General features: G+C 63.8%; 24 protein-coding genes and 1 riboswitch. Of the genes, 7 read left to right on the forward strand and 17 right to left on the reverse strand.

Going from position 1 to position 26,536, the window contains the following annotated elements; genetic code table 11:
* Positions 1-58 precede the first annotated feature (58 nt).
* Genes AC0GNR_RS02080 through AC0GNR_RS02090 form a run of 3 tightly spaced genes read right to left on the reverse strand, consistent with a single transcriptional unit; the run spans position 59 to position 3,364 of the window.
* The gene (locus AC0GNR_RS02080; protein ID WP_472899354.1) at positions 59-703 is read right to left on the reverse strand and encodes an ABC transporter ATP-binding protein; all 645 of its coding nucleotides are present in this window, start codon (positions 701-703) and stop codon (positions 59-61) included.
* Positions 696-2,321 carry an ABC transporter permease gene (locus AC0GNR_RS02085; protein WP_472899355.1) on the reverse strand — a complete coding sequence of 542 codons (1,626 nt, stop codon included), beginning with the start codon at positions 2,319-2,321 and terminating at the stop codon, positions 696-698. Before AC0GNR_RS02085 ends, AC0GNR_RS02080 begins: the two co-directional genes overlap by 8 nt.
* 5 nt (positions 2,322-2,326) lie before the next feature.
* Complete coding sequence (locus AC0GNR_RS02090) at positions 2,327-3,364, reverse strand: thiamine ABC transporter substrate-binding protein (protein ID WP_472899356.1); 1,038 nt, start codon at positions 3,362-3,364, stop codon at positions 2,327-2,329.
* A 103-nt stretch (positions 3,365-3,467) separates the two neighbouring features.
* A riboswitch (TPP riboswitch) is annotated at positions 3,468-3,575 on the reverse strand.
* Positions 3,576-3,754: 179 nt separating this feature from the next.
* Here AC0GNR_RS02090 and AC0GNR_RS02095 point away from each other — a divergent pair.
* Positions 3,755-4,411: a class I SAM-dependent methyltransferase gene (locus tag AC0GNR_RS02095; protein WP_472899357.1), complete on the forward strand. Its 657-nt coding sequence runs from the start codon at positions 3,755-3,757 to the stop codon at positions 4,409-4,411.
* Positions 4,412-4,494: 83 nt separating this feature from the next.
* Here the strand turns inward: AC0GNR_RS02095 and AC0GNR_RS02100 are convergent, their stop codons facing one another.
* Together AC0GNR_RS02100 and AC0GNR_RS02105 are read right to left on the reverse strand one after the other, a co-directional pair.
* Positions 4,495-4,665, reverse strand: coding sequence for a hypothetical protein (locus AC0GNR_RS02100; protein WP_169801527.1), 171 nt, complete (start codon positions 4,663-4,665; stop codon positions 4,495-4,497).
* Between the two features lie 109 nt (positions 4,666-4,774).
* Positions 4,775-5,671 (reverse strand): transglutaminase-like domain-containing protein, encoded by an 897-nt coding sequence (locus AC0GNR_RS02105; RefSeq protein WP_472899358.1) that lies wholly within the window; start codon positions 5,669-5,671, stop codon positions 4,775-4,777.
* Positions 5,672-5,868: 197 nt separating this feature from the next.
* Between AC0GNR_RS02105 and AC0GNR_RS02110 the strand changes: the two genes are divergently transcribed.
* The 3 genes from AC0GNR_RS02110 to AC0GNR_RS02120 are packed head-to-tail and all read left to right on the forward strand — an operon-like array spanning position 5,869 to position 10,543.
* A complete protein-coding gene (locus tag AC0GNR_RS02110) occupies positions 5,869-8,454 on the forward strand; it encodes an FtsX-like permease family protein (protein ID WP_472899359.1) in 2,586 nt (861 codons plus the stop codon).
* Between the two features lie 4 nt (positions 8,455-8,458).
* Positions 8,459-9,649 carry a lipocalin-like domain-containing protein gene (locus tag AC0GNR_RS02115; protein ID WP_472899360.1) on the forward strand — a complete coding sequence of 397 codons (1,191 nt, stop codon included), beginning with the start codon at positions 8,459-8,461 and terminating at the stop codon, positions 9,647-9,649.
* A gap of 21 nt (positions 9,650-9,670) precedes the next feature.
* The gene (locus AC0GNR_RS02120; protein WP_472899361.1) at positions 9,671-10,543 is read left to right on the forward strand and encodes a MipA/OmpV family protein; all 873 of its coding nucleotides are present in this window, start codon (positions 9,671-9,673) and stop codon (positions 10,541-10,543) included.
* A 32-nt stretch (positions 10,544-10,575) separates the two neighbouring features.
* On the opposite strand, the gene msrA is transcribed toward AC0GNR_RS02120, so the two are convergent.
* Positions 10,576-11,133, reverse strand: a complete 558-nt coding sequence (msrA, locus tag AC0GNR_RS02125; protein ID WP_472899362.1) for a peptide-methionine (S)-S-oxide reductase MsrA — start codon at positions 11,131-11,133, stop codon at positions 10,576-10,578.
* 248 nt (positions 11,134-11,381) lie between these two features.
* On the opposite strand from msrA, the gene AC0GNR_RS02130 reads away from it, so the two are divergent.
* The 3 genes from AC0GNR_RS02130 to AC0GNR_RS02140 all read left to right on the forward strand — a co-directional run bounded on the left by AC0GNR_RS02130 (position 11,382) and on the right by AC0GNR_RS02140 (position 15,017).
* Entirely contained in the window at positions 11,382-11,675 is a 294-nt protein-coding gene (locus AC0GNR_RS02130; RefSeq protein ID WP_472899363.1) for a hypothetical protein, read from the forward strand.
* Positions 11,676-11,737: 62 nt separating this feature from the next.
* A complete protein-coding gene (locus AC0GNR_RS02135; protein WP_472899364.1) occupies positions 11,738-13,525 on the forward strand; it encodes an ABC transporter transmembrane domain-containing protein in 1,788 nt (595 codons plus the stop codon).
* Positions 13,526-13,688: 163 nt separating this feature from the next.
* Positions 13,689-15,017, forward strand: a complete 1,329-nt coding sequence (locus AC0GNR_RS02140; protein ID WP_472899365.1) for a Glu/Leu/Phe/Val family dehydrogenase — start codon at positions 13,689-13,691, stop codon at positions 15,015-15,017.
* A 61-nt stretch (positions 15,018-15,078) separates the two neighbouring features.
* Here the strand turns inward: AC0GNR_RS02140 and AC0GNR_RS02145 are convergent, their stop codons facing one another.
* From AC0GNR_RS02145 to nuoG, 11 genes are all read right to left on the reverse strand, one after another.
* Positions 15,079-15,567, reverse strand: a complete 489-nt coding sequence (locus AC0GNR_RS02145; protein WP_472899366.1) for a DUF1178 family protein — start codon at positions 15,565-15,567, stop codon at positions 15,079-15,081.
* Positions 15,564-16,199, reverse strand: coding sequence for an NUDIX domain-containing protein (locus AC0GNR_RS02150; protein ID WP_472899367.1), 636 nt, complete (start codon positions 16,197-16,199; stop codon positions 15,564-15,566). The genes AC0GNR_RS02145 and AC0GNR_RS02150 overlap by 4 nt, the downstream gene beginning before the upstream one ends.
* Positions 16,200-16,303: 104 nt before the next feature.
* Positions 16,304-16,606 (reverse strand): DUF2818 family protein, encoded by a 303-nt coding sequence (locus tag AC0GNR_RS02155; RefSeq protein ID WP_472899368.1) that lies wholly within the window; start codon positions 16,604-16,606, stop codon positions 16,304-16,306.
* 74 nt (positions 16,607-16,680) lie between these two features.
* Positions 16,681-18,177: an NADH-quinone oxidoreductase subunit NuoN gene (nuoN, locus tag AC0GNR_RS02160; protein ID WP_472899369.1), complete on the reverse strand. Its 1,497-nt coding sequence runs from the start codon at positions 18,175-18,177 to the stop codon at positions 16,681-16,683.
* 36 nt (positions 18,178-18,213) lie between these two features.
* Positions 18,214-19,689, reverse strand: a complete 1,476-nt coding sequence (locus AC0GNR_RS02165; RefSeq protein ID WP_472899370.1) for an NADH-quinone oxidoreductase subunit M — start codon at positions 19,687-19,689, stop codon at positions 18,214-18,216.
* Positions 19,690-19,702: 13 nt separating this feature from the next.
* The gene (gene nuoL, locus AC0GNR_RS02170) at positions 19,703-21,733 is read right to left on the reverse strand and encodes an NADH-quinone oxidoreductase subunit L (protein WP_472899371.1); all 2,031 of its coding nucleotides are present in this window, start codon (positions 21,731-21,733) and stop codon (positions 19,703-19,705) included.
* A 27-nt stretch (positions 21,734-21,760) separates the two neighbouring features.
* Entirely contained in the window at positions 21,761-22,078 is a 318-nt protein-coding gene (gene nuoK / locus AC0GNR_RS02175) for an NADH-quinone oxidoreductase subunit NuoK (protein WP_322304288.1), read from the reverse strand.
* A complete protein-coding gene (locus AC0GNR_RS02180) occupies positions 22,075-22,731 on the reverse strand; it encodes an NADH-quinone oxidoreductase subunit J (RefSeq protein WP_472899372.1) in 657 nt (218 codons plus the stop codon). Before AC0GNR_RS02180 ends, nuoK begins: the two co-directional genes overlap by 4 nt.
* A gap of 33 nt (positions 22,732-22,764) precedes the next feature.
* Positions 22,765-23,298 carry an NADH-quinone oxidoreductase subunit NuoI gene (gene nuoI, locus AC0GNR_RS02185; RefSeq protein ID WP_472899373.1) on the reverse strand — a complete coding sequence of 178 codons (534 nt, stop codon included), beginning with the start codon at positions 23,296-23,298 and terminating at the stop codon, positions 22,765-22,767.
* A gap of 15 nt (positions 23,299-23,313) precedes the next feature.
* Positions 23,314-24,396 carry an NADH-quinone oxidoreductase subunit NuoH gene (gene nuoH / locus AC0GNR_RS02190; RefSeq protein ID WP_304825461.1) on the reverse strand — a complete coding sequence of 361 codons (1,083 nt, stop codon included), beginning with the start codon at positions 24,394-24,396 and terminating at the stop codon, positions 23,314-23,316.
* Positions 24,393-26,528: an NADH-quinone oxidoreductase subunit NuoG gene (gene nuoG, locus AC0GNR_RS02195; RefSeq protein ID WP_472899374.1), complete on the reverse strand. Its 2,136-nt coding sequence runs from the start codon at positions 26,526-26,528 to the stop codon at positions 24,393-24,395. Before nuoG ends, nuoH begins: the two co-directional genes overlap by 4 nt.
* Between the last annotated feature and the right edge of the window lie 8 nt (positions 26,529-26,536).

Consider the following 26,536-nt stretch of genomic DNA (forward strand, 5'->3'; position numbering starts at 1 on the left):
ACCGCCCAGCGGGTGCGGGTTCATTGTGCCAGCCACGCGCGCCGCGTTTGAAACCGGTTCACCACAAGGCCACCAGCTGGCCGCCCTGCACGCCCCTGGCGTGCTGGGCCATGGCGCGGGCCTCCTGTTCGTCGTGGGTCACCAGCAGGGCGGTCATGCCCGCGGCCTGAATGCGCTCGCGGAATTCGGCGCGCAACTGGTCGCGCAGGGCTGCATCCAGCGCCGAAAAAGGCTCGTCGAGCAACAGGGCACGCGGGCGCGTGATGAGGGCACGGGCCAGTGCCACCCGCTGCTGCTCGCCACCCGAGAGCGTCCACACCCGGGCCGTGGCGTGGGCGCCCAGGCCAAAGCGCGCCAGCAGCTCGCGCGCCTGCTCGCGGGCAGCCGCCTTGCCCACGCCCTGCTCGCGCAGGCCAAAAGCCACGTTGTCTTGCACGTTCAGGTGCGGAAACAGGGCGAAGTCTTGAAACATGAGCGCAAAGCCGCGCCGCTCAGGCGGCAGTCGGGTGATGTCTTCGCCGTCAAACCACACGCTGCCGCGCTCCGGCACTTCCAGCCCGGCCACGATCTTCAGCAAGGTGCTTTTGCCGCTGCCAGACGCACCCAGCAGCGCCACGGTTTCGCCGCTGCTCACCCGCAGGTTGACGCCGTCGAGCAGGGGGCGTTGGTCCCATTGTTTGGCGATGTCGCGCAGTTCAAGCATGGGGGCGATTGTCCTTTTTGCCTTCAATGCCCGCAAAAGCGAGCAGTGCCAGCGCCATGAGCACGCAGGCCAGCACCAGCGCAGCGTCCAGGTTGCCCGCGCCGGGACGGCCCAGGCGCTGGTAAATAAGGGTGGTGAGGGTGGTCCATTCGGGCCGCGAGAGAAACAGCGACACCGCAAACTCGCCCAGCGCGGTGGCCGCGGCAAACGCCATGCCGCGGCGCAGCGCACCCGACACCAGTGGCAGAGTGACTCGCCAGAACACCCGCCAAGGGCTCGCGCCCAGCGTGGCAGCGGCCTGGGCATAGCTGGCGGGCAGGCTGTCCAGCGCGGCGGTGAGCGACTTGGCCACAAAGGGGTAGGCCAGCAGGGCGTAGGCGGCCACCAGCAGCCCCAGGCTGGCGGTCCAGTCCGGGTACAGCAGCAGCAGGCCAAACGCCACGGTGACCGGTGACACCACAAACGGCAAAAAGGCGGCCGCCCGCCAGGCCAGGGCCAGCCCACCCCGGGCCTGGCTGGCACCACGCGCGGCACCAGCCACATCCAGCGCGCGCACCGCCAGCGCATGGGTAAGGCCCAGCGTGGTGGCCAACACCAGCGCCATGGCTGAAAACCGCAGCGTGTTCCACAGGGCCTGGCCGGTCTCGGGCTCCAGCAACACCGCCCCGCCCTGCCCCCACAGCAGCGCCCGGGCGGCCTGCCCCACGATGGCCAGCAACGGCGCGGCACACACCAGCCCCAGCACCGCCAAAGCGCCCGCCACGGCGGCCCACTGGCCCAGCCCCTGCGGGCGCCGGCGCGCCACCGGCGTGATGCGCCCCGGTGCCGCCAGCCGTTTCTCCATCCAGGCGTAAGCCACGGCCACGGCACCGGTCAGTCCCAGCATCCACACGGCCAACACGCCGGCCTGGCCCAGTTCCAGCTCATAGGCCACCAGGGTGTAAATCTCGACCTCGACCGTGGCGTAGCGCTGGCCGCCCAAAATCAGCGCCAGACCAAAACCCGAAAAACAATACAGAAACACGAGACACAGCGCCGAGGCCAGCCAGGGCGCAATGGCCGGCCATTCGACCCGCCAGAACGCGCGCCATGGCGTGGCGCCCAGCGAGCGCGCGGCGCCCACGCGGGCAGCGCTCACCTGCTCCAGCGCATCCACACCCGCGCGCACCACCAGGCACAGGTTGAAAAACAGGTTGCCGTAAAGCAGCAGCCAGGGGCTGTTTTCCAGGTCAACACCGGCGCTGGCCAGCGGCTCGCCCAGCCAGCCCCGAGGCCCCCAGAGCGCCAGCACACCCAGCGCCGCCACCAGCGTGGGCACCACAAAAGGCAGCATCAACAAGCGCAACACGGCGCCGCGCCCGGCAAATTCCAGCCGGGCCAGCACCCAGGCCAGCGGCAGGCCCAGCAGCAGTGCCAGCGCGCAGGTGATGGCGGCCTGCGCAAATGACCAGAGCAAGCGCCAGCGCAGGTGATCGTCTTGCCACAGCGCCCACCAGGACACATCGCCGGCGCTCCCCAGGCCCTCGTTCAGCAGCCGCAACACAGGCGCCACCAGCACCACCGCCAGAAACGCCAGCGGCAGGGCTGGCAGCATCCAGCGCAGGGGCAGGCGGGGCATGCTGCTTATTTCAGTACCACTTTCGTCCAGCGCTGCAGCCAGGCTTTGCCTTGCTGACCCATTGGGTCAGCCGGAGGGTTGTTGTAAGCCGTGGGCTCACTGGCGTGGCGTTGCATCACGTCCACCCGCGCCGCACCGGCTTCGGCCGGAAACATCCACATGCTGGTCTGCAAGGCCTGCTGCACCGGGGCCGAGCGCAAAAACTCAATGAACCGGCCAGCCGCTTCGCGCGCCGCCGGGTTGCCACCCTTGACCAGCGCCACGCCCTCCACCTGCCTAAAAACGCCGCCCTTGAGGAACAGGTTGGCGGTGGGCGACTCGGTGAGTTTTTCTTTGGCGTAAAACACCTCGGCCGCCGGGCTGCTGGCGTAGCTGACCACGATCGGGCGCGTGCCACCGTTGCGGGTGAAATCGGTGTAATAGGCCTCGGTCCAGCCCTTGGCCACCTTCACGCCGTTGGCGCGCATGCGGGCCCACCAGTCAAACGCGGCCGCCTCGCCCAGGCCGGCCACGGTGGCCCACAAAAACGCCTGGCCGGGGCTGGAGGTGGCCGGGTTTTGCACCACCAGCAGTTTGCGGTAGGCGGGCAGCGTCAGGTCGTTCAGCGACGTGGGCAGTGCCAGGCCCTTCTGGGCAAACCAGGCTTTGTCGATGTTGAGCGTGACGTAGCCAAAGTCCACCGGCACCACGCCAGCCACCACGCCACTGGGGCCAGCACCCTCGGCCATGCCCGCTGCCACAGCGCGCTGGGCGGCGGGGCCGGTGTAGGCATCGAGCACGTTCGCGGTTTGCGCGCGGTGCAGCAGGGTGTTGTCAATGCCAAACACCACGTCGGCCAGCGGCTTGGCGCGGGTCAAGATGAGTTTGTTGACCATTTCACCCGCGTCGCCGGCCTTGACGATCTGCAGCTTCACGCCCGCGTCTTTTTCAAACTGGGCGAGCAGTTCTTTGGGCAGGTCAAACGAGCTGTGGGTGAGCAGGCGCAGCGCCGTGGGCGCTTGCGCGCTGGCCGCCGTGTGGGCTGCCGTGTGGGCTGCCAGCAAGAGGGAAACCAGAAGCCCAGAAAAAATCCGCCGTTGCATGCGATACCGCCTTTTCAATAACCGCCACGCCAGGCGCCTGAAAAGAACGGAACACAACCCTGGGTGGTCCGGCTCGTCACGCTCCCTACGCTGGCACAACCCAGATCAGGTGAGAGGGGTATTTCTCAGCCGCTGCCCACATGGCTGTGAGCCGGCACCCCCGGTGAAGTGGCGGATTGTAGCCCTGCGACGTGTTGGCGGGTCGGCGTGTTACTGTGCATTGGCCCAACCCGCAAGGGCAAAGCCCACCACCAGAGTGCCTCTTCGGCCCGCATGCCTTTCTCCAGGAAACGTTGTGCCCGTTCGATCTGAACTGCTTCACCACGTCCCACCCCATGAGAAACATCCCCCATGCCCGGCTACCAAGTCAAGACCGAGACCGTCACGCTCGGCGGTGTCGACTGGCACATGCGCTGCCTCCTCGACACCCAGCAATACGCCGACCCCGTCAACACATCGGGTGCGCTGGGTATTCCGCCCGCGGGCTGGTCGCTGTTTGGCCAGGTGTGGCCTTCGGCCCGGGTGCTGGCACTGTCCATGCAAACACATGCGCTGGCAGGCCAGCGGGTGCTGGAAATAGGCGCCGGGCTGGCGCTGTCCAGCCTGGTGATGCACCGCCGCGGCGCCAACGTGACCGTGAGCGACTGGCACCCTTTGACCGAGCTTTTTCTAAAAGAAAACCTGCTGCTCAACGGCCTGGGGCCGCTGAAATACCAGGCGGGCAATTGGGAAACCGAGAACCCGTTGCTGGGCCGTTTTGACCTGATCGTGGGGAGCGACTTGCTGTACGAGCGCCAGCAACCGGCCCAGCTGGCCGGTTTCATTCACCGCCACGCGGCACCGGGTGCGCAGGTCATCATCGTCGACCCGGACCGCGGCAACCGCGCCGCGTTTGGGCGGGCGATGGGTGCCCTGGGCTTCTCCCTGGACATGCGCGCGGCAGACCGCCTGCTGGAAGATCGGGTGGCTTACAAAGGCCGATTTTTGACGTTTCAACGCGCGGCCTGAACAGCGCCTGAGAAAGCCCCATGCAAAAGGCCCGCGGTTGCGGGCCTTTTGCATGGGGCTGGCTCGCAGGAGCCAGCAACCGGTCAGCCGCCCTTTTTGGAGCGCTTGCCCGGGTTTTTCTTGCTGCGCGTTGCCACGCCACGCTCCAGGCTCACGCGCTGGCCACGGCCAGGGGTGGTGAGCGAAACGCCAGCGACAGGCGTGGGACGGGGAGTAGCTTTGCGGTCAGCTTCGGTGACGATTTTGTTGCCCATGTCGGTTCCAGACAGAAATTGGTTGAAAACCCCTCTATTAGGCCACAGGCCACGGCCGCTTTGGCCGGAGCGCCTCAGAGGTTGGTGTGCAGCCACGGGAAGTGGCCTTTCAACGCGCCACATCCACCATGTTCCAGGTGAAAGCCGAGTCGGTTGACAGGCCCTCTTCGCGGCGCACCGGCATCTGCCAGCCGTTTTGCGGGTTGACCTGGGCCGAAATGTCAATGCGCGGGGCGTGGGCCACCACACCGCCAAAGATGGTGGCAAACGACGCATCGGCCGCGTCGCGCCCGGTGCCAATGCGCACAAAACCCATGGGAATGGCCGTGCCGGATGGGTCAAAAATGTACCAGCGGTGGCCCAGGTAGGCCTCGACGTAGGCGTGAAAGTCGGTGGGGCCCAAGGCGGGATCGGCGCCGTAGTCGATGGCGGTGGTGAAGCGGGCCGGAATGTTCAGCGCACGGCACATGGTGATCATGAGGTGGGCAAAGTCGCGGCACACGCCTTTGTGGTCGTTCAGCGTGTCCAGCGCCGAGGTCATGGAGTTGCTGGTGTTGGACTGGAACGTGACCTGGCTCTGCACCCACTTCTGGATCGCCTCCACGCGCCGGTAGCCCTGCGGCATCTGCCCAAACAGGCTGTTGGCCAGCGCGGTCACGCAGTCTGACTGGCAATAGCGGCTGGGGTACAGGTAGGTAAGCGCTTCGGGCGGCAGCTGGGCCACCGGGGTTTCAAACACGCTGTCGGGCTGGGCCACGTGGTGGGTGATGTCGAGCGTGGCGCGGTAGCGCAGTTGCAGCGAGCCGGGGCCGGCCGTCAGGCGCAGCGTGCGGCTGCGGGTGGCCGGGTCGGTATGCATGACCAGTGGCACCGGCTGGCTCACCTGAAGCTCTTCCCACACCACTTTTTGCTGCGGCGTGTGGGCACACTGGACGTTGAAAATGAAGTCGGCTGAAGGCGGGTTGATCTCGTACTGGAGGTCAATGGCAAGGTGGATTCGAACCATGGTTTTCACCGTGAAGTAGAAAGGTTGGCCAAAAACGGCGGGCCGCGGAACGGTGAATTTCAAACGTTTGAAAAGACCATCCTACGCGCATGCAAGCATTGGGCCAACTTGCGGCAACGCCCTGCGGGCCGATGTGACGTGCTGCCATGGTGGCCCCGGCACGCGGGGATTTGCCCGTGCTTTAAGCTGCGCGGTCCATGCGTGCATTGCTCTCCACCTTTTCCTGGCAAGAACTGCTGCACCACCCGTGGCGCAATGCGTCGGCGGTGGTGGCCGTCATGCTCGGTGTGGCCCTGGCCTTTGCCGTGCATCTGATCAACGCGTCGGCGCTGGCCGAGTTTTCCAGCGCGGTGAGCTCTGTCAACGGACAGCCCGACCTGGAGCTGCGGGCGCGCCAAGGTGCCCTACCCGACGAGCTGCTGGAGCGCGTGGCCACACACCCCAGCGTGGCCGTGGCCAGCCCGGTGCTGGAAGTGGCCACCACCGTGCTGGCGGCCAATGGCGCCAGGGTGGCCGTCAAACTGGTGGGTGTGGACGCCCTGACCGTGGCCAGCGTGTCGCCAGCGCTCATGCCACGCTCCACCGCGGGTGACAACAGCAGCCGCCAGCGCTTTGACCTGTTTGCGCCCGATGCGGTGTTTTTAAACCCCGCTGCGCGGCAAGCCTTGTTGGCCAGCGGCGATGCGCCCGCCAGCTTGCGGGTGCAGAGCGGCCTGGCGCTGCGCACGGTGCGTGTGGCGGGCACCGTGAACGCCCCAGGCATGCCGCTGCTGGTGATGGACGTGGCCGCCGCCCAGGCACTCATGGCGCGCCCCGGCCAGCTCAGCCGCATCGACCTGCGTCTGGAGCCCGGCACGCAGGTCGACACCCTGCTGGCGGCGTTGCAGCTGCCCGCGAGCGCGATCGCACAGCGCCCCGACCAGGCGGGTGAGCGGGTGAGCAACCTGTCGCGCGCTTACCGGGTCAACCTCACGGTGCTGGCGCTGGTGGCCTTGTTCACCGGCGCTTTTCTGGTGTTCTCGGTGCTGTCGCTGTCCGTGGCGCGGCGCCAGCAGCAATTTGCCCTGCTCGGCGTGCTCGGCCTGTCAGCCCCCGAGCGCTTGCGGCTGGTGCTGGCCGAGTCGGCCTTGCTGGGCCTGCTGGGCAGCGCGCTGGGGGTGGCGGTGGGCACGGCGCTGGCGGCGCTGGCGCTGCGGGTGCTGGGTGGCGACCTGGGCGGTGGCTACTTTGCCGGCGTGGCGCCCAGCCTGCAATGGAGCACCGGCGCCGCCTTGCTTTACGGTGGGCTGGGTGTGGCCGCCGCGCTGGCGGGCGGCTGGTGGCCGGCGCGCGCCACCGCACGCATGGCGCCCGCCTTGGCGCTCAAGGGGCTGGGCGGTGCCGGCACGGCGCGGCCCATGCACCCCGGCTGGGCGCTCAGCCTGATGGTGCTGGCGGCCGCGCTGGCGTGGGCACCGCCGGTAGGGGGCATCCCGTTGGCGGCCTATTTTTCGGTGGGCTTGCTGCTGGTGGGGGGCATTGCCGCTTTGCCCCTGGCGGTGGGCGCTTTGCTGAACCAACTGGCACCGTGGGTGGCCCGCCATGCCCTGCCGCTGCTGGCGGTGGAGCGTTCACGCCGCCTGCGCGAAACGGCGGCGGTGGCCACCAGCGGCGTGGTGGCCAGCCTGGCGCTGTCGGTGGCGCTCACGGTGATGGTGGCGAGCTTTCGCGATTCGGTCACGCAATGGCTCGATGGCGTGCTGCCCGCGCCGCTCTACGTGCGCGCGGGCAGCAGCATGGGCGAAGGCAACACCCTGCCCCACGACTTTGTGCAAGCCGTGGCCCGCGTGCCCGGTGTGGCCCGTGTGGAGCCACTGCGCGCCACGCAACTGCAACTCAGCGCCAGCCTGCCCCCGGTGACGCTGCTGGCGCGGCCGCTGGCCATGGGCAGCCGCGGGCTGGACGGCCAGAGCCTGCCGCTGGTGGGCAACCCGCTGGCCCCGCCCGCCACACCTGGCGAAGCGACAGGCAATGTGGTGACGGTGTACGTGAGCGAGGCCATGCTAGACCTGCACGGCGCCAAGCCCGGTGGCTGGCTGCCGGCCCTGGGGCTGGCGTTTTCCGAGGCACCAGCGGGCACGCGCTACTTTGTGGCCGGTGTGTGGCGCGACTACGCCCGCCAGCACGGCAGCGTGGTGCTGGACCGCGCCGACTTTGTGCGCCTCTCGGGCGACGACCGGGTGAACGACCTGGCGCTGTACCTGACTGAAAGCGCAGACGAAGACGCGGTGCGTGAGCGCGTGCGCCAACTGGCCGAATCGCTGGGGGCGCAAGATCTGGTCGAGTTCGCCTCGGCCGGCCAGATACGCGCCATCTCGTTGGGCATTTTTGACCGCAGTTTCGCCGTGACCTACTGGCTGCAGGCGGTCGCCATTGGCATTGGCCTGTTTGGCGTGGCCGCCAGCTTCAGCGCGCAGGTGCTGGCGCGGCGGCGCGAGTTTGGCTTGTTGGCGCACCTGGGGCTCACACGCCGCCAGATATTGGGCGTGGTGGCACTGGAAGGCCTGGCCTGGACCGTGCTGGGCGCGCTGGCGGGCCTGGCGCTGGGCTTGGGCGTGAGCCTGGTGCTGGTGCATGTGGTGAACCCGCAAAGCTTCCACTGGACCATGGACCTCGCCCTGCCCTGGGCGCGCCTGCTCGCCTTGTGCGCCGCCGTGGTGGTGGCCGGCACCGCCACCGCCTGGCTGGCCGGGCGCGCGGCCGCCAGCCGCGACGCGGTGCAGGCCGTGAAAGAAGACTGGTAAACCCATGCCCCCAAACCCCATACAACACACGCACGCCCGGCCGCCATGGGCCCTGCAACGGCGCCAGCTGGTGCTGGGCGCAGGCGGCCTGCTGGTGGCGCCCTGGTTTGCTCAAGCCCAGGCCGCTGCACCCTCCCGGGCGGAACCAGCAGAGCCTGCCCGGGTGTTGCAACCCCGCCCGCTGGTGTTTGCGCGCGACCACGGGACCCACAACGACACCCGCACCGAGTGGTGGTACCTCACCGGCCACGCGCAAGACGCAGCGGGTCGGGCGTTTGGTTTTCAGGTCACGTTTTTCCGCAGCCGGGTGGACGGCACCCAAACCCTGCCCGGGCGGCTGGCGGCCCGCCAACTGCTGTTTGCCCACGCCGCCATCACCGACGTGCAAGCCGGCAAGCTGTGGCACGACCAGCGCATTGCCCGCTGGAACGGCGAGCCGCCCGCCCCCGGCCTGCCCAGCGGGCGCGGCGTGTTTGCCAGTGCGCAAGACACCCATGTGCAGCTGCGCGACTGGGCCATCCAGCGCCAGCCGAGTGGTGCCTACACCACCCGCATCAGCGGCGACACCCTGGGCATTGACATCAGCGCCGCGCCCACGCAGCCGCTGCTGCTGCAGGGCGACAACGGCTTTTCCCGCAAAGGACCCGACCCGGCGCAGGCCAGCTTTTACGTCACACAGCCCCAGCTGGCCGTGCAGGGGCAGCTCAGCCTGGGCGGGCAGCGCTTTCAGGTGCAGGGCACCGCCTGGCTGGACCACGAATGGAGCGAAGCCCTGCTGCACCCCGAGGCCGTGGGCTGGGACTGGATTGGCATGAACCTGTTCAAGGGCGACAGCCTCACCGCCTTTCGGTTGCGCCGCGCCGATGGCAGCCCGGTCTGGGCTGGTGGCTCATTTCGCGCAGCGCAAAGCCCGCAAGCCAGGCCGTTTGCGCCAGACGCCGTGGCCTTCACGCCCCTGCGCTTCTGGACCAGCCCGCGCACCCGCGCCCGCTACCCGGTGGAATGGCGCGTCAGCACACCCGGCGCAGCGGTCTACACCGTCAAAGCCGTGATCGACCCCCAGGAACTCGACAGCAGCCAGAGCACCGGCACGGTGTACTGGGAAGGCCTGTCCGACCTGTTTGACGCGCAGGGTCAGCCGGTGGGCCGGGGCTACCTGGAAATGACGGGCTACGCCCAGCGCCTGGTGTTGTAACGCGAGCCCCATAATTTGCCCATGAAACCACACACTTTTTACACGTTGATGGTGGCGGGAACCGCCAGCCTGGGCGCATGGGCCACCGAGCCTGCGGACCCCCAGACGCCGCCCAGCAACATAGAACCAGCAGCCGCGCCAGCCGGCCTGCCGCTGTGGGAAGCTGGCTTGGCAGTGGGCGCTGGCTACGTGCCGGACTACCCCGGTGCTGACCGCTACCGCACGCGTGGCGCGGTGCTGCCGGTGTTCACCTACCGCGGGCCGGTGCTGCGCATTGACGGCGGCAGCATCCGGGGGCGCCTCGCCAGGACGCCCGACTGGGAACTGGATCTGAGCGCCACCGGCGCCTTCAACGCCCGCAACAACGCCTTGCGAGAGGGCATGCCGGCCCTGGACTACCTGTTTGGCGTAGGCCCGCAAGCGGTCTACAAGGGCTTGCGGACGTGGCCCGGCCAGCCCACGCTGCACCTCAAGCTGCGCGCGCTCATGTCCACCGACTTCCAGCAAATTGACGGGCGCGGCTTCAGCTTCGACCCCGAACTGCGCTGGCGCCTGCGGCAAGTAGCCGGCACACCTGCCAGCCTGAGTTTTTCACTGCAACCCACCTGGGCCAGCCGTTCGCTGCACACGTATTTTTACCAAGTCAACCCGAGCGAAGCCACGCTGAACCGGCCCGCCTACAACGCCCGCGCCGGCTACCTGGGCACCGAAGCGGCGCTCACGCTAAGCCACCGCCCGCAGCGCGATGTGTCTTGGTTTGTGACGGCACGGCTCATGTCGCTGCACGGCGCGGCCAACACGGGCAGCCCGCTGCTGCGCGACCGCAGCAACCTCGCCATGGGCGCCGGCGTGGTCTGGACACCCTGGCGCAGCAGCAGCACCGCGGTTGACTGAGCGCAGCCACGGCCACAACAACGCGCCAGCCATCACTTCCAGAGCTGTTTCACCCGCGCATCGCGCCCGCAAGACAGGCGGTAGTAGTTGTAGCGCACCGTGTTTTTCTTGTAGTAGTCCTGGTGGTATTCCTCGGCCAGATAAAACACGCTGGCAGGGGCGAGCTCGGTGTGAATGGTCTTGAAACGGCCTGATTTCACCAAGACGTCGCGGCTGGCCAGGACCGCCAGGCGCTCGGCTTCGTTGCCCCAATAAATTCCGCTGCGGTACTGGTCCCCCAGGTCGCAAAACTGGCGGTCTTTCACAGTGGGGTCGATGTGGCGCCAGAAATACGCCACCAGCTGCGGGTAGCTCACACGGGCAGGGTCGTAGGTCACGCGCACCGCTTCGGTGTGCCCGGTGTGGCCGCGGCTCACAGTTTCGTAGCTGGGGTTGGTGGTTTTTCCGGCCGTGTAGCCCGACTCCACCGCCACCACGCCAGCCAGCTTTTCAAAGTCCGCCTCAATGCACCAGAAGCAGCCCCCGGCAAACACCGCCGTGGCGGTGGCGGCCTGCGCAGCAACCGCGCTGGCCGACAGCAGCAGCGCCACAGAAACCGTCCGAAGAGCATTGAAAACGGCCCAATCTACAGCCCAGATGCCCGGCCTTCTCCCTACGTCACGCTTCATCATCTCGACATCCTTGTTTCAGCCCGCAGCGAGCCATTTGGTGGTCAGTGTCTACCAGGTCGGGCCTCAGGGCACACGCCCGCGGGCAAGCCCGAGCCCGGTGTGTGGCGTTCGCAGGCCACCAATTCGTCAGTTTCGCGTCAGAATGAAGGATAATGCTGCACTGCAACATGAACACACGCACTGCGCCCATTCAGCTCGGACTTGAGGACCTCCTCGGGGAGCTGCACTACGCCCGCCGCAACAACGACCTGGGCCGGCTGGCACTGCTGGCCTACTGCGAAGTGCGGCGCTGGGCCAGGGCGGCCGGCGAAGATGCGTTGGCCGAACACGCCACAGCCTTGGTCACGGACAGCCCGCAAGCCAGCCGTGAAGCATTTCTGGACGATGTAGACGGACTCATCGTCCAGCTGGAAGAAGCCCACGGCCGCATCACCAGTCAATACGCCGCCCTGCAGGACTGACCACGCCCGCCCGTGCGGCCCCCCACCGGGCCAAGGCCAAACAAACCCGGCACACTCAAGGCATGAGCGCACCCCCATCGAACGAACGGCCCAAGGCCACCACCCCCACCTCTCTCAGCGGCCTGCTGCCTTTCATGCGGCCCTACCGATTGCAAATCGGGCTCGCGGTGTTGTTTCTCATTGGGGCCGCAGCGGCCACGCTGCTGTTTCCCGTGGCGCTGCGCCACCTGATTGACGGTGGGCTGGTGTCGGCCGAGCGCAGCGAACAGGCCATGGGGCTGCGCGGTCATTTTCTGCAACTGTTCGGCGTGGCCGTGGCGCTGGGTCTGTTTTCGGCGGCGCGGTTTTACCTGGTGAGCTGGCTGGGCGAACGCGTCACCGCCGACCTGCGCAACGCGGTCTACAGCCATGTGCTGCGCCAAAGCCCCCAGTTTTTTGAAACCACCCAGACCGGTGAAGTGCTGAGCCGCCTCACCACCGACACAACGCTGGTGCAAACGGTGGTGGGCTCGTCGCTGTCCATGGGGCTGCGCAATGCGTTCATGGGGGCGGGTGCGCTGATCATGCTGGTGTGGACCAACCCCTACGTGATGACGCAGGTGCTGCTGATCTTGCTGCTGGTGGTGCTGCCCAGCATGTGGTTTGGCCGACGGGTGCGCAAGCTCTCGCGCGCCAGCCAGGACCGGGTGGCCGACTCCAGCGCCATCGCGGCCGAGGTGCTCAACGCCATTCCCATCGTGCAGAGCTACACCGCAGAAAACCGCGAAGCGCAGCGCTTTGCGACCGCCACCGAATTTGCCTTCAGGACCGCCGTGCGGCGCAGCCGCGCCCGCTCGGGCCTGGTGGCCTTCATCATCATCAGCACCGCCGCGCTGCTGCTGTGGGGCCTGTACCAAGGCACACAGGCCGTGATCGCCGGCGAAATCAGCGCGGGCCATCTGGGGCAAACGGTGGTGTACATCATCATCCTGGCCGGCGCGGTGGCCGTGCTGGGCGAGGTGTATGGCGACCTGCTGCGCGCCGCGGGCGCCAGCGAGCGGCTGATGGAGCTGCTGGCCAGCGAGTCACCGGTGCAGTCGCCCGCGCAGCCGCTGGACACCCCGGCGCCCGCTGGCGGCAGCACGCTGGTGTTTCACAAACTGGGTTTCAACTACCCTTCACGGCCGAACCAGGCCGCGTTGTCCGACTTCAGCCTGAACGTGCAGCCTGGGCAAACGGTGGCCCTGGTGGGCGCCAGCGGTGCCGGCAAGAGCACGGTGTTTGGCCTTGTGCTGCGCTTTTACGATCCGCAGCAAGGCCGCATTGAGCTGGACGGCGTGCCCATCAACCAGCTCAGCCTGCACGCGCTGCGCGAACGGGTCGGCATCGTGCCGCAAGACCCGGTGATCTTCTCCACCAGCGCGCTGGAAAACATCCGCTACGGCCAACCCGGCGCCAGCGACGCCGAGGTACACGCCGCTGCTGTGGCCGCGTTTGCCGACGAGTTCATTGTGCAATTGCCCGAGGGCTACAACACCTTTCTGGGCGAGCGCGGCGTGCGCCTGTCAGGTGGCCAGCGCCAGCGCATCGCCATTGCCCGCGCTCTGCTGAAAAACCCGCCACTGTTGTTGCTGGACGAAGCCACCAGCGCGCTGGACGCACAAAGCGAACGTATGGTGCAAGCCGCGCTGGAGTCGGCCATGCGCGACCGCACCACGCTGGTGATTGCCCACCGCCTGGCCACGGTGCAAAAGGCCGACCACATCGTGGTGCTGGAGCACGGCCAACTGGTGGAACAAGGCACCCACGCTGAGCTGGTGGCCCGCGGGGGCGTTTACGCGGGGTTAGCGGCCTTGCAGTTCAACGCCTGAGCCCTTCTCGCGTCTGTGAAGACCCAAGCAGCACCCAGTCTTATGCACTGAACGCATAGATACAAGAAAACTCGGCCTTGGACAGGCTCCTGGCGGCTCCGTACAGTGGCGAGCGCAGGCCCACAGAACCGGGCCGGCGCAACCCACAAGGAAACTCCGCAACATGTCACAAGCACCGCACCCCGCAGGCGCCGCGGCCAACAGCCCGGCCGCCTTCACCAACGCCCTGCCCTCGTACCTCGACCCGCACAATCTCGGCCCGTGGGGCATTTACCTGCAACAGGTGGACCGCGTCACGCCCTACCTGGGCAACCTGGCGCGCTGGGTGGACACGCTCAAGCGGCCCAAGCGCACGCTGATCGTGGACGTGCCGATCCACCTGGACGACGGCTCGGTGGCCCACTTTGAGGGCTACCGAGTGCAGCACAACACCAGCCGTGGGCCGGGCAAAGGCGGCGTGCGCTTTCACCAGAACGTGACGCTCTCGGAAGTGATGGCGCTCTCGGCCTGGATGTCGATCAAGAACGCTGCGGTCAATGTGCCCTACGGCGGTGCCAAAGGCGGCATCCGCTTGGACCCGCGCCAGCTCACCATAGGCGAACTGGAGCGGGTGACGCGCCGCTACACCAGCGAAATCGGCATCATCATTGGCCCGACCAAAGACATTCCCGCGCCCGATGTGAACACCAACGAGCAAATCATGGCTTGGATGATGGACACCTATTCGATGAACGAGGGGTCCACCGCCACCGGCGTGGTCACCGGCAAGCCGGTGGACCTGGGCGGCTCGCTCGGGCGGCGCGAAGCCACGGGGCGCGGCGTGTTCACCGTGGGCGTTGAGGCCGCCAAACACACGGGCATGGACATCAGCACGGCGCGCGTGGCCATACAAGGTTTTGGAAACGTGGGCGGTGTGGCTGGCAAGCTGTTTGCCAAAGCGGGCTCCAAGGTGGTGGCGGTGCAAGACCATGGCGGCACCATTTACCGCGAAGCCGGGCTGGATGTGCCCGCACTGCTGGCACACGTGGCCCGCAACGGCTCGGTGGCGGGTTTTGAGCAGGCCGAGGTGATGGCCGATGACGCCTTCTGGGGTGTGCCGTGCGACATTTTGATTCCTGCCGCCCTGGAGCAGCAGATCACCGAAGCCAACGCGGGCCGCATCCAGGCCAAGATGGTGATTGAAGGCGCCAACGGCCCAACCACGCCGCAGGCAGACGACATCCTCCACGACCGTGGCATTCTGGTGCTGCCCGACGTGATCGCCAACGCCGGTGGTGTGACGGTGAGCTACTTTGAATGGGTGCAAGACTTTTCCAGCTTCTTCTGGAGCGAAGACGAGATCAATGCCCGGCTGGTGAAGATCATGCAAGACGCCTTTGCCGCCGTGTGGCAGGTGGCCGACGCCAACAAGGTGAGCCTGCGTACGGCCACCTTCATCGTGGCTTGCAAACGCATCTTGCATGCGCGCGATCTGCGTGGTTTGTACCCCTGAGCACTGTTCGCTCCAGCAAAAAGCCCCGCACGCGGGGCTTTTTCAATGGGCCATCAGCGCCCTACTGCAAGGTCTCTTTCAAGGCCGGCAGGGTCGGCAGGGGCAGCACCTCGATACCCTCGTCCAACAGTTCCATCGCCACCTCGGGCGTGGTTCGCCCTCGGATGTTGCGCTGGTCCATGTCGCCATGGTGCATGGCGCGGGCCTGATCGGCAAAACGGTCGCCTACATCTTCGGTGTTGGCCAAAACCTGCCGCATGGCCTTGAGCAACTGCCCCTGCAACGGCGAGCCCGGCGCGGTACGCCCCAGCTCGACACTGCTGGGCTGCGTGGTCTCATCGACCGTACCACCACCGTCTGCAGGGGTGCGGTTTTCGTGGCTGCTGCGCAGGTTCAAACGGGGCGCGCTCAGCATTTTCTGAATCTGCACATTCCCACACAAGGGGCAGTTCAGCAAACCACGCTCCAGCTGGTTGGCGTAATCGTCTTCAGACCCGAACCATCCTTCAAAGTCGTGTTGTTGGCCGCATTGCAGGTTGAGGACCTTCATGGCGCGAATGATCCGGCAGACGCAGTGCCCACAGCCGCCGACGTGTCAGGGCCCCAGTCCAGCACCCAATCACCGCGCAGCACGTTTTGGAGCCACAAAGCGCCCACCAAGGTCTTGCAGTCGATCACCTCGCCACTGCGGCACCAGGTCTGCAACTCGGCAGGCGTAGCGCTGAACACGTCAAGAAACTCGCCGTCGTCCAGATGGCGCTCACCCACGCTCAGGCCACGGGCAAACCAAATGTCGATGACTTCATTGGAATAAGCGATGGTGGGGGCCAAGCGGCCCGCAAAGGCCCATTCACGGGCGGTGTAGCCGGTTTCTTCCCGCAGTTCGCGCTGCGCACACACCAGGCTGGGCTCGCCGGCATCGAGTTTGCCAGCGGGAAACTCCACCATCACCTGTTGCATGGGGTGGCGAAACTGGCGCTCCAGCACCACTTGCCCGTCGTCCAGCAAGGCGATCACCATCACGGCACCCGGGTGCAGCACAAATTCGCGGGTGGCTTCGTGCCCGGACGGCAGGCGGACCGTATCGCGCACGACGTGCAGGAAATGCCCCTGCAACAACTCGGTGCGGGACACCAGGCTCTCGCGCAGGTGCGCATCAACGGCTGCAGGTGCTTCGGACATGGAAGTTACCGTTGCATCGGGGCCGTAGATCAAACCACACACCCGACACAGAGCAGCGCAGCGTGCAGCAACACACAGCCCATCACGTCAGCCGCCACGGACTGTCAGCCACGGCGCTTGAACAGGTAGCGGTACACGAAGCCCGGGAAGGCCAGGGTCAAAAACAGGGCGCCCGTGGTGGCATAAAACTCCCAGCCCTGGGGATAGATTTGCCCGGCCGATTGCTCCAGCGCCAAACCGATTCCACCCACCAGGAAGTAGAAGACAAACAGCTCACCCAAGCGCAACCAAAGGGTCTTGGTTTCCTCGCGCGGAATCACCGCCAGCCAGCGGTTGTTGACGAAGGGCAGATTGGCAGCGATCAGGGCGGCGATCAACACCAGCCAGACAGAAAAGGTGTGGGTCATAGGGGCAGTGTGAGCCGGGGAAGCGCCGGAAGTTCAACCAGAGACACCCGCCCGCACGGGCGGGTATGCCCCGGTTAAACGAACAGAGAGGATACCGCCTGGGCGCAGAGCGCCATCAGGCCGCCCGGGACGATGCCGAGCACCAGCACCAACGCGCCGTTGAGGGTGAGCACCGAACGAACGTCGGCGTCGGCAACGATCTCGGCCGTTTGCGTGGGTGCATCGAAATACATCACCTTGACCAGGCGCAGGTAGTAAAACGCGCCAACCAGCGACATCAGCACAGCAAACACCGCCAGGCCGATGTAGAACGAATCACTGGAAGCCAGCAGGGCCTGCAGCACCGAAAGCTTGGCGTAGAAACCCACCAACGGGGGCACACCGGCGAGCGAGAACATGCACACGGCCATCACACCGGCGTACAGCGGGCTGCGCTGGTTGAGGCCGGCCAGATCGCTGATGTTTTCAGACTCGAACCCGCTGCGCGAGAGCAACAGGATCACGCCGAACGTACCCAGGGTGGTCAACACGTAAGTGACCACATAGAACATGGACGAACCATAGGCGTTGGCCATGTTGCTGGCATCGCCCTGCACCACGCCCGCCAGCAAACCCAGCAGCATGAAACCCATCTGTGCGATAGTGGAAAACGCCAGCATGCGCTTGAGGTTGGTTTGTGCAATGGCCGCAAAGTTGCCCACCAGCAAAGACATGACCGACAACACCGCCAGCATTTGCTGCCAGTCGAACGCCAGCGGCTGCAAGCCTTCAACCAGCAGACGCACCACAATGGCAAACGCCGCCAGCTTGGGCGCGCCACCAATCATGAGGGTGACGGCGGTGGGAGCGCCGTGGTACACGTCAGGCACCCACATGTGGAAGGGAACCACACCCAGCTTGAACGCCAGGCCGGCCACCAGGAACACCAGGCCCAGGGTCAGCACCTGTGCAGAGCCCTTGAGGGTTGCCTCGCCACCCGCAATGGCTTTCATCACCTCGGCCAGATCCAGCGACCCCGTGGCACCGTAAACCATCGACATGCCATACAAGAGGAAGCCGCTGGCCAGCGCGCCCAGCACGAAATACTTCATGGCCGCTTCAGTGGCTTGCACGTCGTCGCGACGCAGAGCGACCAAGGCGTAGCTGGAGAGCGTGAGCAGTTCCAGACCCAGGTAAATCACCAGGAAATTGTGGCCCGAGATCATGACGAACATGCCCAGCAGCGCAAACAAGCCCAGGGTGAACAACTCGCCGCCGCGCAGCATGTCGCGCGCACCCGCATAAGCACGGCCGTAAACCAGGGTCACCATCATGGCGAGCGCGGCAAAACACTTGAGCCAGTTGCCCATGGGGTCGCTGACGATCATGCCGCCCCAGCCCATGATGGTTTCGCCCGAACTGGCGTAATAGCCCTGCAGCAATGCCACCACGCCCAGGGTGAGCAAGGTGAGCACATAGGTGGCGCCACGCAGCGGCGACTTGACGCCGAGGTCCAGCAGCGCAATCACGCAAGCCATCACCAGCAACAGGATTTCAGGGTAAGCCGTGACCCAGCTGAGGTTGTCAATCATGTAAGCGCTCTCTTGTATTTTTGGCCGGTCACGGAATCAGTTCAGTTTGGAGATGGCAACGTGGCGCAGCAAATCGGCGACCGAGGCGTCCATCACATCGGTGAAGGGCTTGGGATACACGCCCATGAACAGCACGGCAATCGCCAGCGCCGCCATCACCAGGAATTCGCGGGGGTTGAGGTCGGTCAAACCCTTTACGTTGTCGTTGCCCACAGGTCCGAGGTAGACGCGTTTGAACATCCACAAAGAATAGGCTGCACCAAAGATCAGTGCAGTGGCGGCTGCAGCGCCTACCCAGAAGTTGAATTTGACTGCGGCCAAGATGACCATCCACTCGCCCACAAAACCAGCGGTGCCAGGCAAGCCGCAATTGGCCATCACGAACAGCAAAGCAAAGGCGGAAAAATTGGGCATGGTGTTGACCACACCACCGTAGTCGGCAATTTCCCGCGAATGCACGCGGTCGTACAGCACACCAATGGCCAGGAACATGGCGGCCGACACAAAGCCATGCGCAATCATCTGGACGATCGCACCCGACACACCGAGGTCGCTGAACACAAAGAAGCCCAGCGTCACGAAGCCCATGTGAGCCACCGACGAATAGGCCACCAGCTTCTTCATGTCTTGCTGCACCATGGCCACCAGGCCCACATACACCACCGCCACGAGCGACAGCGCAATCATGAGCCAAGCCCATTCTTGCGAAGCGTCCGGCAGGATCGGCAGCGAAAAACGCAAAAAGCCGTAAGCACCCAGCTTTAGCATGATGGCGGCCAGCACGGCAGAACCACCCGTAGGCGCTTCAACGTGAACGTCTGGCAACCAGGTGTGCACCGGCCACATGGGCACCTTGACAGCAAAGGCGGCGAAGAAGGCGAAGAACAGCAGCGTTTGGGCTGTACCGCTCAAAGGCAACTTGTACCAGTCTGCCAGCGCAAAGCTGCCACCCGACTGGGTGTACAGGTAAATGAGCGCCACCAGCATGAGCAACGAGCCCATGAGCGTGTACAGGAAGAACTTAAACGCAGCGTAGATTTTGTTGGGTCCACCCCAGATGCCGATGATCAGATACATCGGAATCAAGGTGGCTTCAAAGAATACGTAGAACAGCATCGCGTCTTGCGCGCTGAACACACCGATCATCAAACCCGACAGAATCAGGAACGCGCCCATGTACTGGTTTACGCGGCGGGTAATCGAATCCCAGCTCGCCACCACCACCACCACGTTGATGAACGCCGTCAACAACACCAGCCAGAGTGAGATACCGTCCACGCCCAGGTGGTAGTGCACGTTGAAGCGCTCGATCCAGGCGCTCTTTTCGACAAACTGCATGGCCGCCGTGCCCAACTCGAAGCCGCTGTACAGCGGAATCGTCACAGCCAGGGACACCAACGCACCCACCAGGGCTATCCAACGCACCACATGTGCCTGATCATCCCGGCCAAAGGCCAGCAGCACAACGCCAAAGAAAATCGGCGTCCAGATCGCAAGGCTCAGCAAACCCATCTTGTTCTTCCTCTTATTTGGCGAGCCACACGAAATACGTCATGAACAGCAACACGCCCACGATCATTACCAGCGCGTAGTGGTACAGATACCCCGTCTGGGCCTGACGCACCAGCGATGACACCCAACCCACCAGCTTCCAGCTGGCATTGACCACCCCACCCTCAATCAACACGCGGTCGCCACCCTTCCACAGGCCAATGCCCAAGCCACGTGCACCCTTGGCCAACACGTTTTCATTGAACCAGTCGAGGTAATACTTGTTTTCCAACAGGGTGACGATGGGCGTGAGCGCACGGCCAATGGCGGCGGGCACGGCGGGGTTGATCAGGTACATGTACCAAGCCGTGACAGCCCCGCCCAGCGCCAGGTAAAGCGGCGGCGTGTAAAGCGCGTGGCTCACCATGGCCAGGGGGCCATGGAAGATCTCAGCAAATTTGGCCATGGCCGGGTGGGCTTCGCTGTTGATGGTGATGGCGTCCTTGAGGAAGTCACCGAACAACATGGGCTCGATCGTCATGTAACCAATCACCACCGAGGGGATGGCCAGCAAGATCAGTGGCACCGTCACCACCCAAGGAGATTCGTGCGGTTTGCCGTCGCCGTGGTGCCCATGGTCATCGTGGTGATCGTCATGCCCGTGGTGTGCATCGGGGTTTTGGTCGTAACGTTCCTGGCCGTGGAACACCAGAAAATACAAGCGAAACGAATAGAAGGACGTCACGAACACGCCGGCCAGCACCGCGAAGTAGGCGAAGCCCGAGGCTGGCAGGTTGCTGAAGTGCACCGCTTCGATGATGCTGTCCTTGGAGTAGAAACCCGAGAACAGCGGCGTGCCGATCAGGGCCAGCGTGCCCAGCAAGGAGGTGATCCAGGTGATGGGCATGTACTTGCGCACCGCGCCCATCCAGCGAATGTCCTGGTTGTGGTGCAAGCCCATGATGACCGAGCCGGCCGCCAGGAACAGCAAGGCTTTGAAAAACGCGTGCGTCATCAGGTGGAAAACCGCCACCGAATAGGCCGAAGCGCCCAGGGCCACCGTCATGTAACCCAACTGCGACAGCGTGGAGTAGGCCACCACCCGCTTGATGTCGTTTTGAATGATGCCGAGAAAGCCCATGAACAGCGCCGTGATGGCACCGATCACCATGATGAAATTAAGCGCTGTGTCCGACATCTCGAACAGCGGCGACATGCGCGACACCATGAAAATGCCGGCCGTCACCATGGTGGCTGCGTGGATCAGCGCCGAAATAGGCGTAGGGCCTTCCATCGAATCGGGCAACCACACATGCAAAGGGAATTGAGCAGACTTGCCCATCGCACCAATGAACAGGCAAATGCAAATGACGGTCACCAGCAACCAGTCGGTCCCTGGGAAGCCCAGCGTACCCAGCTCTGGTGCTTTGGCGAAGATTTCGGTGTAGTTCAAGCTACCGGTATAGGCCACGATCAGGCCAATACCCAAAATGAAACCGAAGTCACCCACGCGGTTGACCAGAAAAGCCTTCATGTTGGCGAAAATCGCGGTGGGTTTGTTGTACCAAAAGCCAATCAGCAGATAGGACACCAGACCCACAGCTTCCCAGCCGAAGAACAGCTGCAGCAGGTTGTTGCTCATCACCAGCATCAGCATGGAGAAGGTGAACAGCGAGATATAGGCAAAGAAACGGTTGTAGCCGGCGTCTTCTTCCATGTAGCCAATGGTGTAGAGGTGCACCATGAGCGAAACAAACGTGACCACGACCATCATCATGGCGGTCAGCCCATCGACCATGAAGCCGATTTCCATTTTCAGACCACCGACCACCATCCATTCGTAGATGGTTTCGTTGAACCTTGCACCGTCAACGGCCACGCTCTTGAGCGTCATGGCGGACAGGATAAAAGCGACCAGCACACCCAAAATGGTGAGGGTGTGCGAGGTGCGGCGTCCAATGACGTTGCCGCCGAAAGTTGTGCCCAAAATACCCGCGAGGGCTGCACCCACCAGCGGAGCCAGTGGGACGGCCAGGAGTGTGCTTGCAGAAAGGGTGGTGCTCATGGTGTTCTTGCCTCTTGGGGTACGGGCTTAACCCTTGAGGGTGTTGAGTTCTTCGACGCTGATGGACGACTTGTTGCGGAACAGCAGCATCAGAATGGCCAGGCCAATTGCCGATTCGGCAGCGGCCACCGTCAAGATAAAGAACACGAAAACCTGTCCATGCAGGTCACCCAGAAAATGGGAAAACGCCACAAAGTTCATGTTGACAGCCAACAGCATCAGTTCGATGGCCATCAGCAGCACGATGAGGTTTTTTCGGTTCAGGAAAATCCCGACCACCGACAGCGTGAACAGAATCGCACCAACGGTGAGGAAGTGACCCAGGGTCAGCGTAGTGAGCGTCATACTTTGCCCTCTTCGGTGGCAGCGGCCTCGGCAGCAGGCGGTGATTTTTGGGTTGCGGCCATCGGCAGCACAACCAGGCGGTCGCTCGCCCGAACATGCACCTGCAACCCAGGGTTGATGGCCTTGCTGTCTTTGCGCTGGCGCAGCGTCAGAGCAATGGCGGCGATCATGGCCACCAGCAAGATCACGGCTGCGACTTCAATGGGATACAGGTATTCGGTGTACAGCAGCAGGCCCAACTCTTTGGTATTGGCGTAGTCCGGGGCATTCACACCGGTGCCGGGTGCATCCGGGCTCATGGACATGGCTGGGAAACCTGCCCACTGCACGGCAATGAGTTCGGCCGCCACCAACGCACCCAAGAAAGCCGCTAAGGGGAAGTGTTTCCAAAAACCCTTACGCACGCCTTCCATGTTGATATCGAGCATCATCACGACAAACAGGAACAACACCATCACCGCGCCGAGGTAGACCAACACCAATGTGATGCCCAAAAACTCGGCTTTCAGCAGCAACCACAACGCAGCGGCCTGCGAAAAGGCGAGCATCAAGAAAAGCACAGCGTGCACAGGATTGCGCGCGGTGATCACGCGGAAGCCTGCAAACAGCAGCAGTGCCGCGAACAGGTAAAAAAAGCCGGTCTGGTAGTCCATGGAATGGTTCTTCGTTCTTGGGTCAGCCCAGGGTCAGCGGTAAGGAGCGTCGGCTGCTTTGGCTGCAGCGATTTCGGTTTCGTAACGGTCTCCTACGGCCAACAGCATGTCCTTGGTGAAATACAGGTCACCGCGTTTTTCGCCGTGATATTCAAAAATGTGGGTTTCCACAATCGCATCCACAGGGCAAGCTTCTTCGCAAAAGCCGCAAAAAATGCACTTCGTCAAATCGATGTCGTAGCGCGTCGTGCGGCGCGAACCGTCTTCCCGTGCATCGGATTCGATGGTGATCGCCATGGCGGGGCATACCGCTTCACACAACTTGCAGGCAATACAGCGCTCTTCACCGTTCTCGTACCGGCGCTGGGCATGGAGCCCACGGAACCGTGGCGAGATGGGCGTTTTTTCTTCAGGGAACTGCACCGTGACTTTGCGACGGAATGCATAGCGTCCGGTCAGCGCCATGCCTTTGAACAATTCAACCAGCAAAAAGCTTTTAAAAAAGTCGCGAAAGGAAAACGGCGCGACGGCAACGGTCGTGGCAACGGAGGCGGTGGTGGTAGACATGGTCATTCGCCCTGCTTATTTCCAGATATTCCAAGACGTCTGCATCAACGCGCCGACCAGCAGCAGGTAGATGAGCGTGACAGGAATGAAAATCTTCCAGCCCAGACGCATGATCTGGTCGTAACGGAAGCGAGGGAAAGTGGCTCGGATCCAGATGAACATCGACACCACGAGGAAGGTCTTCAGACCCAGCCAGATCCAGCCCGGGATCCAATTGAACAGCGCGCTGTCAATAGGGGGCAGCCAGCCGCCGAGGAACATCAGCACAGCCAGGATGGAGATCAACCACATGCTGGCGTATTCGGCCAGGAAGAAGATGGCGAAACCCATGCCCGAGTACTCGACCATGTGACCAGCAACGATCTCTGCTTCGCCCTCCACGACGTCAAACGGGTGACGGTTGGTCTCGGCCACGCCAGAGATCAGATAGACAAAGAAAATGGGCAACAGAGGCAACCAGTTCCAGGACAGGAAATTGAGGCCCATGTCTGCGGCCATACCGCGGCTTTGTGAAGCCACGATCTCACCCAGGTGCAGGCTGCCGGCGGTCATCACGACCACCAGGAAGCAGAAGCCAATGGCGATTTCATAGCTCACCATTTGTGCCGAGGCACGCAAGGCGCCGAGAAAGGCGTATTTGGAGTTGGATGCCCAGCCGGCGATGATCACGCCGTAAACCTCGATGGACGTGATGGCCAGAATGACGAGCAAGCCCGCATTGACGTTGGCGAGGATCGCATCGGGACCAAACGGCACCGCGACCCAAGCGGCGAGCGCCGGCATGATGGCCATGATGGGACCCAGACGAAACAGACCGCTGCTGGCCGCGCTGGGGCTGATGATTTCCTTGGTCAGGAGTTTGATCGCGTCGGCGATGGGCTGCAACAGGCCAAATGGACCGACCCGGTTAGGGCCCAGGCGAACCTGGATAAAACCCAACAACTTGCGCTCCCACAAGGTGAGGTAAGCCACAGCGCCCATGAGAGGTGCGAGCACGGCCACAATCTTGATCAAAATCCAGAGCACAGGCCAAGCCGCCGTGGTCCACCACGAGGCAGCAATCAAGCCCATACCGCCGTTGTACATGGCGTCGATCATGCGTGGACTCCTTCCGTCTGCACGCTTGCCGCGCGTGCGTCGCTCGTGAGCTGCAACGAGGTGGCACGCCGAACCAGCCCATCGAGCTGGCAAATGGAAGCCACACAAGGCTGGGCACCGGCTGGAGCGAGGTCGATACTCACTGAACAGGTGTTGGACAGACGCGTGGCGTCCACGGTGCTTCCGGCAACCACACCGGGCAGTGCATTTGCCAACACGGCTTGCGAAGAGTCGGCGTCAAATCCGGCCAAGCCGAGCAAGTTGCCCAGCACGCGGAGCACCTTCCAAGCTGGGCGGGTTTCACCCAGCGGACGCACCACCGCGTGGAAACTCTGCAGACGACCTTCGGCGTTGACAAAAGAGCCCGACGTTTCGGTGAAGGGCGCGATGGGCAGCAACACATCGCTCACGTCCATGTTCGACTTGAAAGGGCTGAGCGTGACCACCATGTCAGCGTGAGCGAGACCGGAGGAACCTGCAGCGCTGTCGTGGGCAGGTTCGGTGTTCAGAAGCACCACCGCCTTGAGGGCGCCGCCCAGCATTTGAGCCGCATGAAGACCGCCTTGACCAGGTGTAGCGCCCACAAGCTGTGCGCCAACGGTGTTGGCTGCCTCGGTGAGATAACCCACGGTCGCACCCGTCTGCTGCCCAATCCAGTTGGCCAGTGCCAGCAAGCTGCTGGCTTTTTCATGGTGTGCCGCTGCGTTGCCTAGCAGAATGGCTTTTTGCTCACCACCCAAGAGCGATTTGGCGACAGCACGAGCAGCGTCGCTCACCTCGGCGGCCGCTGGTGCCGCAGCACCCGTTTCTTGGGCCACTGCAGCGGCAATGCTTGCCAGAGCCGAGACCCACGAAGCGGTTTCAGCCAGCATGGTGTTTTTGACGGCCATCGCCCAGTCTTGCGACACGGCGTCCAGCACGTTGACCTGGCAGCCTTTTCGAGCAGCTTGACGGATACGCTGTGCAAACAGCGGATGGTCTTTGCGCAGATGGGACCCCACCACCAGCACACGCTGAAGCGAAGACAGCGATGCGATGGATTGACCCAACCAGCGCGCAGCACCAACCGGCGCGGTGTTGGTGAAATCGGCGCTGCGCAAACGCGCATCCATGTTTTGGCTACCGAGACCGCGCACCAAGGCACCAGCCAACGCGAGTTCTTCAACCGTGCTGTGCGGACTGGCCAGCAGACCGATGGTGCCAGCGCCGTGTTCGGTCTTGACCTGCTTCAGGCCGTTGGCTACGTATTCCAGCGCCGTCTGCCAGTCCACCGTTTTCCACTCGCCGCCCTGCTTGAGCATGGGTGCGGTCAACCGTTCTTCGCTGTTGACGGCCTCGTAAGAGAAACGGTCGCGGTCGGCGATCCAGCATTCGTTGACGGCTTCGTTTTCCAGCGGCACCACACGCATGACCTTGTGGTTTTTCACCTGAACAATCAGGTTGGCACCGGTTGAATCGTGCGGACTCACGCTCTTGCGGCGCGAGAGTTCCCAGGTGCGGGCGCTGTAACGAAACGGTTTGCTAGTAAGCGCGCCCACCGGGCAGATGTCGATCATGTTGCCGGATAACTCGGAGTCGACCGTGTTGCCCACAAAGGCCTCGATCTCGGCGTGCTCGCCTCGGTGCGACATGCCCAACTCCATGACACCGGCGATTTCCTGTCCGAAGCGAACGCAGCGGGTGCAATGGATGCAGCGGCTCATTTCCTGCATCGAAACCAACGGACCGACGTCCTTGTGGAACACCACGCGTTTTTCTTCTTCGTAACGCGAGGCTCCAGCGCCGTAACCCACGGCCAGATCCTGCAACTGGCATTCACCGCCCTGGTCGCAAATCGGGCAGTCCAACGGATGGTTGATGAGCAGAAACTCCATCACCGACTGCTGGGCCTTGATCGCCTTGTCGCTCTTGGTGCGCACGATCATGCCCATGGTCACCGGCGTGGCGCAGGCGGGCATGGGTTTGGGTGCCTTCTCCACATCCACCAGACACATACGGCAGTTGGCCGCAATGGACAGTTTCTTGTGGTAGCAGAAATGGGGAATGTAGGTACCTGCCTTCTCGGCAGCATGCATCACCATGCTGCCCGGGGGCACTTCCACCTTTTTGCCGTCGAGTTCAATTTCAACCATGTGCGACT

The organism is Hydrogenophaga sp. LT287 (assembly GCF_055702805.1).